Here is an 11,723-nt window from a genome sequence, read left to right on the forward strand (position 1 = left end):
CGGCATTACGCACATGATTTTGTGACACCCGTGGCAAAAGAACTGAAGCGCCCGAGCCGAACCGCGACAAGATATGCAGCGCTCAATGGCTTCGGCAGAAATTTGGCACAGTTTCGACAGTTCGCATGCACCTCCAGGGTCAAGGAGGTTGATTATGCCTGTTTATGTGGGTTGGCGACGCGAGCAGGAATTCCCACTACCTTTGCCCCGGCGGGAACATCGCGTGTGACCACGCTGCCAGCGCCTACGACCGCATTATCGCCAATCGTGACGCCAGGCAGAATGATTGCTCCACCGCCGATCCAGACACGGCTGCCAATGCGAACAGGACGCCCGACCTGCAGGCCGGCCTGTCGCTGCTCGGCATCATGTGGATGATCGGCGGTATAAATCTGCACGGCAGGCCCAATTGCCGTTCCTTGCCCGATTTTGACCTCTACCACGTCAAGAATAACGCAGTTGAAGTTGATGTAGGCATTGGCGCCAATGCGGATATTGAATCCGTAGTCGCAAAAAAAGGGCGGACGGATGACCGTTCCGCGCCCAACCTCTCCCAGCCGCTCGGACAAAAGCTCATGCCAATGCTCCGTGGTCTGCCCCAGCGTATCATTGTACCGCTTGAGCCAAGCCCCGGTGGCCAACAGGTCAGCTTGGATCTCCGGATCCGCCGCATTGTAAAACTCGCCTGCGAGCATCTTTTCTTTCTGGCTACGCATCATAGTCTCCCGTCAGGTCGTGTCCCGTGCAGTGATGCAGGAACGCACATCAAACTGCCTCGGCAACTTTGTAACTCGGTCTGCCGGGCGCGTGGTCAAGCCGGGGCGACAGTTTCGTCTCGACCAACTTCTGCGAATTTTGGAAATATCGCAGATCAACCGGTCGCAGGGCCAATACCTGACGAAGTCGGCAACTGTCCAGCGGTCGAACTCACTTTCATGCCCATCTCAACGGGTGCCATGAGCGCGGCGCAACGCGCTCGAACGCCGAAATACTTAATTCCCAAACACCCTCTAAGATTGAGAAAGTGCATCGTTTTGTACGAAACTAACAATCCCATTAGCTGAAGAGTTTGCAACACATCCGTGTCAGATCCCCATCAGCTTGAACGCCGCCTGGCTGACTTCAGTGTCGGGGTCTTTCAGATGCTCGGGTTCCTGGAAGTGGTTGGCGTTGAAGGCTATCGTTCGACTGGCCAATCTCCCCATGCCGCGCAGCGCTTCACCGAACACATCGGACTGGCGCTTGAACTCCGGACTGTCCTGGTCGGCTGACACGACGGCAATCGGGCAGGTGATCCGGTCGAGATGGCGCATCGGGCTGAATTCCGCCTCTTCCCCCCTCCGTCAGATGCAGGTAGCTGCTGCGCGAGGAAAGCATCACCGGATAGAGATCATACATGCCGCTCATCAGCAAGCCGCCCTTGAGGGCATCCGCCGGTAGGCTGCGCTCCGTCCAGTCGGTGATGAGGACGCAGGCCGCCAGATGCGCGCCGGAAGAATGACCCGCCACATACACCCGGTTCGGGTCGCCGCCGAAACTGGCGGCATTCTTCATCGTCCACTCCACCGCCCGCCTGCAATTCTCGACCATCTGTCGCAGCGTCAGCGTTTTCACACTGCCGAAGTCAGGCGCGGCATAGGCCGCCCCGCGCGAAACGAAGGTCGGGGCCGGATAGGATGCATCCTCGCGAGTGTTTCGGGTCCAGGCACCGCCATGGATGAAGACCAGGACCGGGGCGGCCTTGGCATCCCAGGCGCGAACACATCGATGAGATCTCTGGCATCTGGACCGTATTTTGCCGGACGCGGCGGCATCGCGCGCCGGACCTCGGCGCTGGCGATGCCATCGCCTTCCTCCAGTTCCGCCATCCGCGGCGCCCAGAATGACTGGTCATACGCCGTATCCAGTTGCTCCTGTGTGTAGTCGAGGAATACCGACGCGGCTAAGGACTTGCCGACCGCTACGGCAGACAGGGACACGCCCGCCATGAGAAACGTTCTGCGCATCATTACTCTTCTCTCCCTCAGGACAGCCGCGATGATTGTAAAGGTGGGCGCGATCAATGCGGGGACAAAGTACGACGTAATCCCGGATGAGACCCTCCTCAAGGTCAGTGTACGGACGTTCGACGAGAATGTTCGTGCAAAGGTGAAGAAGGCGATCGAGCGGATCGCTGCCGCGGAGTCGGAAGCGTCGGGCGCCACTCGCCCGCCCGAGATCACTCAGGCCGAGACCGCGCGCTTCTCGCGCGTGGGGATTATCTGACCAAAATGTCGAAAAGCCGTAGTGGAACAAAGGAAAGTGACAACCGAGATCATCAGCCAGCCAGCCCCCAATCTAAGCCCCGAGCAGCACCTTCAACCTGTCCAGCGCCGCCGTCAAACCCTTCAATGAAACCGACAAGGGCACATCCTTCTGGTCGAGACTCTTAACCGTGACCTTGAGCGTTGTGCCCGTGCGCAGCGACGCGGCTGCTTTCGCGTCGAAGCTGAGGGGCACGAAGCAGCCGGCGGGCAGGCAGGTCGAGAAGGGCAGCGGCTTGCCCGCTTGCCCATCGTCGACCTGAAGCGTCGCGCCGACGGCGAGTTGCAGGCCGAAGGGCAGGACGAGATTGCCCGCAATGCCGTCCTCCTGCCCCTTGCCCAATTCGACCGCAAGCAGGCGCCGTCCGTTCTGCTGCGACTGCTGATAGGTAGCCGCGCATACCAGCGTCGGCGTGGCCTGGCAGGAGAGATCCCAGTCCTCATAGGTCTCCTTCAGCGAGGAAGCACCGCCCGGCAGCCCGGCTTCCTGAGCTGCCAACGACGCGGAAAGCGCCATGAGGGTGGCCGCGGCCACCGCACAAATCCTGGACGAATCCGACATCAGCAAAGCTCCGTTGCCCCCTTGTCGTGGAGCGCCGCGCGTGCCTTCGAGGCGAGAATGGCGCTCTATCCGATTGAAACGACGCGTCGGCCCGAAAATCGATGCCGATCTTCGGGCCGACGTATCTGCAACAATTACCCGACCGCGATGCCGCAGGCAAGCGTTCCGCTCCGGCGTGTCGTAAGCACATGATTTGTCCGGATTAGGTAGCACAGGAGTTGTCCGGTTTCATCGCCAGCGAATGGAAGCTGGGGATGAAGCGGGCAGCGTGGCTCCAGGACGGAGAATACAGAAGTTTCGGGACGTATTGAGCCGTTGGACTGGCGGCGATCTCTCGATGATGGAGGCAGGCGAGTTGCTGGGCATGTCGGAGCGGCAATTTCGGCGTTATCGCGACCGTTACGAAGAGGCCGGGGAGGCTGGGTTGCTGGACCGGCGTTTGGGCAAGCTTTCGACGCGCCGGGTGCCAGTGGAGGCGATCGAGGAGATGCTGGAGCTTTATCGCCATCGCTACCTTGGCTGGAACGTGAAGCATTTCCACGAGCACCTGCTGCGCGATCACGATTTCAGCTGGGGCTACACCTTCATCAAGACGCAGCTTCACGCGGCGGGCCTGGTGGAACGGGCCAAGCGGCGCGGTGCTCACCGGCGCAAGCGGGAAAGGAAGCCGTGCGAAGGGATGATGCTACACCAGGACGGCAGCCGTCATCAGTGGCTGGCGAGTGGGCCGATGCTGGATCTGATCGTGACTATGGACGATGCGACGAGCACGATCTATTCGGCCTTTCTGATCGAGGAGGAAGGCACGGCGTCGAGCTTCCAGGGACTTCTGGAGACCTTTGTCGCCAAGGGATTGCCGTCAAGCCTCTACAGCGATCGTGGCAGACACTATTTCGTGACGCTCAAGGCGGGCGGGGCTGTCGACAAGATTCGCATGACCCAGGTCGGTCGGGCGCTCGAGCGGCTCGGCATCGAACATATTCCAGCCTATTCGCCTGGAGCCAGGGGCCGCTCCGAGCGGATGTTCTCAACCTTGCAGGACCGACTGCCGAGGGAACTGGCACTGGCCGGCATGGCTGATATCGAGGCCGCCAACCGCTTCGTCGCACAGACCTATCTGCCGGCTCACAATGCCCGCTTCGCCAGGCCTGCCGCGGTTGAAGACAGTGCCTTTGTCGCCGCCGACCCGCAGCAATTGGCCCAGATCCTGTGCATCGAGGAGGAGCGCGTCGTTGCTCGTGACAACACGGTCGCCTTCGCGCGGCTGCGATTGCAGCTCCCGCACAGTCCGATCCGGGATGATGATCGTTGTGGAGCTGCCGTGCACGACGATTTCGAACCATAGTTGGCGATGTAGAATTCTATTTTAATCGTATAGAACAATTGAGAAACGTCGCCAATCTGAACACCTCGCCTCGGATCATGGCGTTCGGACGATGACTGCCGTAAGATTCCACCCGTGTGGGGCAAGGCTGCTACCGGCCTGCGACGGAGGGGAACATGGCAATTGATACTCTTGATAAGGTGCCGCTGCTCTATCACTTCACCGACCGGAGGAACCTGCCGGTGATTAAAGAAATGGGAGGACTCTATCCACTCGCGCAGCTTGACCAGAAGAAGGTCAAGGTTCCGGCACCGGGCGGCAATGAATGGAGTCGTGACGCCGACGCGTTGAAGGGAATGGGCAACTACGTCCACCTTTGCTTTCGTAGCACCCATCCGATGGAGTACGTTGCCCGGCAGGATGGGAGGATTACGGACACGATCTTTCTGCAAATACACCCCTCGGTAATGCAGTTCACGGGTGTTCGTTTTACCAACGATGTCGCGAACAAAGCTGGCGTCGAATCGATTCCTATCGGAGAGGCTGAACCGCTAATCGATTTTGAGATACTTTACACCCGAACGGACTGGAAGGATTCGGCGATTAAGGCGCGTCTCACTCAGGCGGAGAAATACGAGGTGTTGGTTCCCCATGTCATTCTGCTGGGCTTAATAAGGAACATTTAGAATGGCTGAGAGACCAGTCTTTATCCCTGCAACCGAGGACGAAGGTTACGTCAGGCGATTGGATTTCGAAATTCCGTGGGCCGGTGGCTTCGCTGAGGTTCAGAAGAAGAAGAATATACGGTCGCTGCATGAGGCCGCCAAGAAAGCCGGATATGCGCCGCTGCTAGAAGTGTCTAGCAAGTCTGATGAAGTCGCCGGCCAGCATCTTAGCGCGTTTCACCTGCGCGTGAGGACCAGCATCGGCGAGATACCGCTGGAGAACGCCTTTCAGGGAAGTAAGGTATTCGAGCGTGGCGGGCCGTACACCGATCTGTACGAGGTTGAACCGCGCGATGCGAAGCGCGAGCCACGACTCCGCGAATCCGGCGCACTGGTGGGCTTCAAATTCGACGGCTTCGAGTTCCCGCTAGAACCCACGACCGTGTTCTACGATTGGCTTTATCTCAATGCCATCTTTCCTCACCGTGTATGGCTCAAAAATCGAGTGGACGGCGAAATGCGGTATGCCGGTTTCACTGACATAGAGTTCAACCCTACCAAGTCGGTCAATTGTCAGGCGAAAACGTGCGCTCTGTTCGTAGTGCTCATGAGGGAGAACAAGCTGGAGCGCTACCTAAAAACGCCCGAGGTTTTCATTGCCGCGATGGCTGCTCATTCGCTTCGGCCGACCGAGCATCAACCTCATTTGAAGCAGGCCAGACTTAGGGTCGGCTAGCAGGCAGTAGCGCAATTTATTCGCTAGAGCAGCAAGGTCACTGCCGAGACCGCACGCCGGGTAACCGGTATCAGTACACCTGTCTTCGGCGTGTCATGGTCGGACCCCAGCCCCTCAGAGACAGAAATCGTACGCCGCTTCCTCGTTTCTCGAAGATCGACGCGTCCTTTACAATCCCTTCGATAGCGGCGGAAGCCCATGAGTTGCCTGTCAGGATTGAGTGTAGCCGCGGGCTCTCATGCAATCCTTGACGAGATTGCCTTGTTCCATACCCTTGACGATACGATCCCCGACACCGTCCCCGATTGCATCTGTCATCGTTTTCGGGCGGCTATTCGTTCCGATCGTCGCCGTCGCCATTTCCGACTGATACTTGCATTCAGTGTAGTCCTGCTGGGCAGCACTGCGCGGCGTCTCGTCCTTCACCCAGTTGCCGCCGTCGGACGTACTGCACCCGGCAGCGAAAGAAAGGCACCCTGCCAAATCGCAATTAGAATTACTTTGTTCACGAAACACTCCTTCCGGAAAGCAAAAGCAGCAATGGCCGAAGGATGGTCGGCCATTGCAAGGCGATAAGATCTTTCAATAGAGATGGCTGTCAGTTCGCTGCTGGAATCGGGCATGACATATCGCCCTCCCTTGCGGCGATTAAAACCGAACACTGAGTTTGGCGTTGAAGCCATGCTCCTGCGCGTCCGAGGCAAGCTGACCTTTATAGGTAAGCCCGATGGTTGCCTTGTCGGTAAGGTTGACATCGATACCAGCTTCGAAGACGGCAGCGTTCTTTGCGATTGGCGTTCCCTCCACGGCGAAGGATGAGCCGCCTGTGAAGGCAAGCGCCGTTTCAGGCACCACATCGCCGAACGCATGACGCCAGCCGATACCGCCACGGGCGGTTGTATTGACGGAACCAAGCGGGAAAGCGGTCGAGGCGCGCAGCCCTATCGTGGTGAATGTCGTGTCGCTCGACCGGTCTTTTCCGGAAAGCGCAGCGGCACCGCCATGCTCTGTGAAGCCATCCGCGTTGAAGTTCACATAGGCTAGGTTCGCATAGGGCTCGAAAGATACGGAAGCTGTATCCAGTCGAGAGCCGAGTTCGCCGAAAGCCTGGAACGTGCCGGCATGGTAATCGGCCGAAAGGCTGTCGGAGAAGCCCGGAAACGCCACCGACCTGCCGGTCTCGATGCGGTTCCACGTATAGGCAAGGCCGGAACGGAAGCTGTGAGGGCCACGCTGCGTGCCAGCGTAGATCCCGAGGTGATAATTGTTGCCTGAGCCGGAGGAGGCGCGATCATCCACATGGATGGACGTATGGCTATAACCGGCAAGAAGCCCGAGCCGCCAGCTTTCGCCGATGGCCGCATCGCCGCCTGCAATAAAGCCTCCCGTCGAGCGGTCGAGGCGAGCAGCGTTGCCGTCTCCGTCCAAATGTCCCCAGGCGCCGAAACCGCTGCCCCAGACGGCGAAGTTTTCGCTGGTCGCGGGAGCCAGTTCCGGGCCTTCCGGTCCATATGCCATGACCGGCACGGTTGATGCGCCCACGCCTGCGAACGCTGCGCGAATGCGATCGCCGGCGGCGTCACGGACGAAATGGCTGTCTTCGACAAAGGCGCTGTGAACGGAAGCATGGATCTCGCCCGAAAGCTGATCGAATGCGTTGCGGGATCCCTGTCCCGTCAGGAAGAGGATGTTGTCGTGGATCGTGTTGCCGGAACCAAGGGCTTCCGCAGCCGCGCCCACGGATCGCTGATTGAAGGTATTGCCGACATCGGCAAAGGTGACAGAATTGCGATCGACGTCGAGATAGACGTTGGTCGGGTCATAAGCGAGTTCGAAATCGACGAAGGGCGAGTCTGTAAAGAGGCCTCCTGTCAGCCCGCCGTAGGTCCCGATCACGCCGCCAGCGGCGGTCAGAAGCGTGTAGCGGGTATCGACTGAGAAATGCCCGGCACCTTCACGCACCAGGTTGACGCTCGCTCCCTTGTTGATGGCGGCACTGCCGGCAACGTCGATGAGATCTGAAGCCTTGCTCGGTGCGATACCCGCCAAATAGGTCGACCCGGCCTGCTGCACGAAGTCACCGTTGACGGTGAGCACTGCAACCCCCTTGCTTGGATCGAGCACGCTGCCAGGAGCGACGGTGCCGCCTGCGCCAACCGTAAGAGAGCCGACTGCACCGATACCCGTAAGGGTACCAGTAGCCGAGACGCCTACCTTCGAAACAATGCGGCCATCGACGGCGAGTATGCCTCCAAGCACCTTGGTCGGCCCGCTGTAGCTGTTTTCGCCGGACAGGATCAGCGCTCCTTCGCCGCGCTTCGTCAGGTCTCCGGCGCCCGAGATTGAATTCGACCAGATCGAGGAGTAGCCTTTGGTGTCGACGTCGAAGACGCCGGCGTAGCGGAACTCGCCCGGACCCTCGATCGCAACGCCGAGATTGAGCAGACCCTGGCCGAAGACTTGTTCATCCTCGAACCCTTTGGTGGTCGTCGTTGTCAGGAGGGTTTCAATGGTCTGGCGGGCGTTCATGTAAGGGAATGCCGACCGGATCACTGCCGCCGCGCCAGCAACATGCGGCGTTGCCATGGAAGTACCTTCCTCGTACTTATACGGGTTGTTCTTGTTCGCCCGATCCCCTTGTGGCCAGGTAGAATAAATGCCGTTCTCATCAATCGGATTATCGGGATCGGCATTAATATCGCCACCCGGAGCCGCGAGGCACCACTCTGCTGTGGCTCCGCATCTATTGCTATAGCTGGCAATCTTGCCATCCTTGCCGACAGCAACGACTGTTATCAGCGAGCCTGCCAGATCCGAGAAGTCGAGCTTCGAGACATCAGACCCGCTCACTATCTTGTATGTATTTGGGTTATTGAAATCGAAACCTTTGTTTGTTTGATCGTTTGTGTCGATGAACTTATAAAGATTTCCATCTTTGGTATTTTCTGGCGTTATTAACGGCAACGTGCCGATGCCGCTGGGAATCGCCGAAGCAGCGCCGGGTTGGTCGTCGGTACTGGCATCATTACCGGCGGCGAAGACGAGCACGATGTCCGCCTTAGCCGCCTTCTTCAACGTATTGTAGGTATCGACGAGATTGCTCGGATCATCATAGATGGCCTGATAGTCGAGAATCTCATAGTTTTTATTATCGATGGCATATCCCTTGCCATCGAGTTTCAGTTGGCCGTTCTCGTCCTTGAGATACCGCCCCAGCAACAGGCCTGGCCCGTAGCTCCCATTGAGCACGCCAGCTCCCGCACCAATCGCGTATTCGATCGCTTCATTGGTCGGGTCCATCTCGGGATCATCTGGGTCGCCGATATCCACTGCTCGAAGGGGCAATACTGTCGATTCATAGGCCACGCCCTGCATGCCCGTGCCGTCGCGCGCGGCGCCGATTATCCCCGCCACATGGGTCCCGTGTCCGTCAGGCACACCGTCTTTGTCGACAGAATGGCTGACGTCAGCCAAGCGTTTATCCGTCCCGAAGTTGTGCAGCGCCTTCGAAATGCGCGCCACGAATTCGGGATGGTTGATATCCAGTCCTGTATCCACAATCGCAACGACGACGCCCTTGCCCGTATAGCCTTTAAGGTAGGCGGGCAGGGCGTTGATCATACTCAGGCCCCAATTTCTGGAATATTCGGCATCTGCCACCGGCGCAGGCGACGCGACTGATTCCTGGGCCAAGGACAGATTTGGTGCGAAGAGCGCCGTTGTTGCTAAAAACAATTTGATCGTTCTGAAGCGCGTTGGCATGCTTAATCCCTATTCCCAAAACTACTTATTTCTTTCAGATCAGATTGGCGCGATATCGAGCGGCAAGCGATCAGCTTATGTATCGACCAGGTCCCGCCAGCGGAGATCTGCGCGTCGCCTCTACGCATGCTGGCGTGTCACCAATGATACATCGATTATTTCTGGATTTCAGGCACGTCGGATTGGATTTGCCCTTGCGGTGTAGAGCGAAATTACTAGCCATAGGATTCCTCCTTCTTAGTTTTGTCAGCCGCAGAGCCCCAGTACGACTGGTGGTAGAAAGCACACGGCCGGAATCTTGGCAGCGCTGTTCACACCCACGTTCGTAAGGTGGCCGATGGGCTCGGCGCCAGAGCACCAATGCTTGACCTGCTCCAGCTCTTGCTCGGCGGGTTGTTTCAGAGACGCTTGATCTCGATGCCGTGTTTTCTCAGCACGTAGCCGATCTGGCGCGGGGTCAAACCGAGCAGGCGCGCCGCCTTTGCCTGCACCCAGCCACACTTTTCCATGGCGGCAATGACCGTATCGGCATCGGGCACCCTACCACGAGTCGTGGCAGGGCCTATCGGCGCTTGCCCGTCGCCGACGGGCGGGGCGGCACGGGCGGCGGAAGGCTCGATCGTAGTCGAGTTCTCTGACGTCGGCGGTCCGTTCTTCCACAGCGCCGCGGCCAAGCACTCACCCACGCAACAGGCAAAGTCAGTTCTGAGGATTGATGGACCCGTCGCCAGAACTGCCGTCCGTTGAACGCAGTTTTCGAGCTCTCGGATGTTGCCTGGAAATTCGCAATTCATTAGCACCTCAATCGCTTCGGGAGCGAAGGTCAGCGTGTGATCATTCTCAGTATTGAAATTCTTGAGAAACTGAGCGGCCAAGAGCGGAATATCACCTCGCCTTTCGCGCAATGCCGGCACGCGTAAAGTGACGACGCTGATGCGGTAATAGAGGTCTTGCCGGAACTCCTTGCGTTGAACTGCCTTTTCCAAGTCCCTGTTGGTTGCGGCAATCACGCGAACATCGACTTTAATGGTGTGGTTGCTGCCGACACGCTCAAACTCCTGCTCCTGCAGGACACGCAGCAGCTTAGCCTGGAACGAGCCCGATATTTCGCCAATCTCGTCCAGAAACAATGTGCCTTTGTCGGCAGCCTCAAAGCGCCCCTTGCGCAAATTGATCGCGTCGGTGAAGGAACCCTTCTCATGACCGAACAAGTCAGATTCCAGAAGCGTCTCGGTGAGCGCCGCGCAATTGACCTTGATGAAGGGCTGCTTGGCGCGAGGCGAGAGTTCGTGAATGGCTTTGGCAACCAGCTCCTTGCCGGTTCCGGATTCACCTCGCAACATGACCGTAGTCTTCGCCTTGGCCACCTTGACAAGGTGCTCACGCAGCTTGCGCAGCGCCAGACTATCGCCAAGCATCTCCTTGCTGATCTTTTTACGCTCCATTTGGCAGCCCATCCCACTCCGCCACCCGCCGGTGGAACTGCACTTGACGGTGAGCTGTGTTGTTTTTCGTCATTATCATTCTCGATCTCACCTTTGTGCCTCGAAATTTCCGGCGCGCGGACGCCCTCGGCAAATGGCAATGGCGCCTGAGCATCGTTGTCTTTCACCAGGACGAGCGTCTTCTCCTCCGTGCGGGCGCCCGCAATATGCGCGCTTGTTTGCGCAGGCCTTTACTCGACCGGTCGCCGTTCTGTCCGGCTTCTGCCGCACCGCAGCCTGCAAACCCATCCTTGACAAGAAAGGAGGGGAGTCAATCGAGCTCTCCTTGCATTCGTGCAAGGAAAATTGTCAGTTTGATAGAATTCTATCAAAACGGCAGAAACGCTCCGCCCCCAATTTGGCTGTACCTGCGGCGTTCAGCGTACGTGACGACATGTGCGGACTTGTCCCAATTGCCATCCGAGTTGTGCGGGAAACAGTAGCCGCTGCGCTGTTCGCTTCAACCGCGTGATGCCGCTGACAGTAGAGGCGGCGGCTCGTCGAGCGAGGCTTCATTGTTCGGCTACTAAAGCGGCTGTGCTTTGGTGGGAGTTGGTTTCGCCCAAGTTCTGGGCCTGAGGGCGTCGGCCCGTTTCGCCGCACAGGCTCCTTCCACATCGTCGAGCCGAGAAAGAGGGGCCACACAGCTCCCCCTGTTTCACAATGCCCCGCCCCTCAGCAGCTAGATACGACAGGTGACCTCAAATGATGCGTCTTGCATGGCTTCTACACCTGCCTGAATGCCAGAACTGCGTTCGTACCGCCCATGGCGAAGGCGTTGCTCATGGCGACGCGCACCTTGCGCTCGCGCGGCACATTGGGCGTGATGTCGAGGTCGCAAGCGGGATCTGGCTCGCGATAGTTGGCGGTCGGCGGCACGACGTCCT

At 58.4% G+C, this 11,723-nt stretch carries 10 protein-coding genes and 2 pseudogenes; 4 read left to right on the top strand and 8 right to left on the bottom strand.

What is annotated here, in order from left to right; translation table 11 throughout:
• Positions 1-152: 152 nt before the first annotated feature.
• Positions 153-719 carry a sugar O-acetyltransferase gene (locus EOA49_RS06305; RefSeq protein ID WP_091599538.1) on the bottom strand — a complete coding sequence of 189 codons (567 nt, stop codon included), beginning with the start codon at positions 717-719 and terminating at the stop codon, positions 153-155.
• A gap of 366 nt (positions 720-1,085) precedes the next feature.
• Positions 1,086-1,313 carry a hypothetical protein gene (locus EOA49_RS06310; RefSeq protein ID WP_126057642.1) on the bottom strand — a complete coding sequence of 76 codons (228 nt, stop codon included), beginning with the start codon at positions 1,311-1,313 and terminating at the stop codon, positions 1,086-1,088.
• A gap of 673 nt (positions 1,314-1,986) precedes the next feature.
• Here EOA49_RS06310 and EOA49_RS06320 point away from each other — a divergent pair.
• Positions 1,987-2,265 carry a peptidase dimerization domain-containing protein gene (locus EOA49_RS06320; RefSeq protein WP_091599544.1) on the top strand — a complete coding sequence of 93 codons (279 nt, stop codon included), beginning with the start codon at positions 1,987-1,989 and terminating at the stop codon, positions 2,263-2,265.
• Between the two features lie 72 nt (positions 2,266-2,337).
• Here EOA49_RS06320 and EOA49_RS06325 read toward each other — a convergent pair whose 3' ends face one another.
• A complete protein-coding gene (locus EOA49_RS06325; RefSeq protein ID WP_236473430.1) occupies positions 2,338-2,838 on the bottom strand; it encodes an invasion associated locus B family protein in 501 nt (166 codons plus the stop codon).
• 268 nt (positions 2,839-3,106) lie between these two features.
• Between EOA49_RS06325 and EOA49_RS06330 the strand changes: the two genes are divergently transcribed.
• The 3 genes from EOA49_RS06330 (at position 3,107) to EOA49_RS06340 (ending at position 5,590) form a co-directional block, all read left to right on the top strand.
• Entirely contained in the window at positions 3,107-4,210 is a 1,104-nt protein-coding gene (locus EOA49_RS06330; protein ID WP_126057641.1) for an ISNCY family transposase, read from the top strand.
• A 155-nt stretch (positions 4,211-4,365) separates the two neighbouring features.
• A complete protein-coding gene (locus EOA49_RS06335; RefSeq protein ID WP_126057640.1) occupies positions 4,366-4,875 on the top strand; it encodes a DarT ssDNA thymidine ADP-ribosyltransferase family protein in 510 nt (169 codons plus the stop codon).
• 1 nt (position 4,876) lies between these two features.
• Entirely contained in the window at positions 4,877-5,590 is a 714-nt protein-coding gene (locus tag EOA49_RS06340; protein ID WP_091599555.1) for a hypothetical protein, read from the top strand.
• Between the two features lie 210 nt (positions 5,591-5,800).
• On the opposite strand, the gene EOA49_RS06345 is transcribed toward EOA49_RS06340, so the two are convergent.
• The 5 genes and pseudogenes from EOA49_RS06345 to EOA49_RS06365 all read right to left on the bottom strand — a co-directional run.
• Complete coding sequence (locus EOA49_RS06345) at positions 5,801-6,016, bottom strand: hypothetical protein (protein WP_126057639.1); 216 nt, start codon at positions 6,014-6,016, stop codon at positions 5,801-5,803.
• Entirely contained in the window at positions 6,013-6,213 is a 201-nt protein-coding gene (locus EOA49_RS06350) for a hypothetical protein (protein ID WP_126057638.1), read from the bottom strand. The genes EOA49_RS06345 and EOA49_RS06350 overlap by 4 nt, the downstream gene beginning before the upstream one ends.
• A 25-nt stretch (positions 6,214-6,238) precedes the next feature.
• Positions 6,239-9,352 (bottom strand): autotransporter serine protease, encoded by a 3,114-nt coding sequence (locus tag EOA49_RS06355; protein ID WP_091599561.1) that lies wholly within the window; start codon positions 9,350-9,352, stop codon positions 6,239-6,241.
• A 398-nt stretch (positions 9,353-9,750) separates the two neighbouring features.
• Positions 9,751-10,794, bottom strand: a pseudogene (gene nifA, locus EOA49_RS06360) (nif-specific transcriptional activator NifA); the annotation flags it as partial.
• Positions 10,795-11,562: 768 nt separating this feature from the next.
• Positions 11,563-11,723: pseudogene (locus EOA49_RS06365) on the bottom strand (beta-ACP synthase); the annotation flags it as partial.

The sequence above is a fragment of the Mesorhizobium sp. M1A.F.Ca.IN.020.04.1.1 genome (assembly GCF_003997315.1).
Taxonomy (GTDB): Bacteria; Pseudomonadota; Alphaproteobacteria; order Rhizobiales; family Rhizobiaceae; genus Mesorhizobium.

Excerpts from the sequence above, each read along its gene's own strand:
- EOA49_RS06320 (WP_091599544.1), top strand. The coding sequence starts at position 1,987 with ATGAGAAACGTTCTGCGCATCATTACTCTTCTCTCCCTCAGGACAGCC.
- EOA49_RS06355 (WP_091599561.1), bottom strand. The coding sequence starts at position 9,352 with ATGCCAACGCGCTTCAGAACGATCAAATTGTTTTTAGCAACAACGGCG.
- EOA49_RS06340 (WP_091599555.1), top strand. The coding sequence starts at position 4,877 with ATGGCTGAGAGACCAGTCTTTATCCCTGCAACCGAGGACGAAGGTTAC.
- EOA49_RS06335 (WP_126057640.1), top strand. The coding sequence starts at position 4,366 with ATGGCAATTGATACTCTTGATAAGGTGCCGCTGCTCTATCACTTCACC.
- EOA49_RS06330 (WP_126057641.1), top strand. The coding sequence starts at position 3,107 with ATGGAAGCTGGGGATGAAGCGGGCAGCGTGGCTCCAGGACGGAGAATA.
- EOA49_RS06310 (WP_126057642.1), bottom strand. The coding sequence starts at position 1,313 with ATGCGCCATCTCGACCGGATCACCTGCCCGATTGCCGTCGTGTCAGCC.
- EOA49_RS06305 (WP_091599538.1), bottom strand. The coding sequence starts at position 719 with ATGATGCGTAGCCAGAAAGAAAAGATGCTCGCAGGCGAGTTTTACAAT.
- EOA49_RS06350 (WP_126057638.1), bottom strand. The coding sequence starts at position 6,213 with ATGCCCGATTCCAGCAGCGAACTGACAGCCATCTCTATTGAAAGATCT.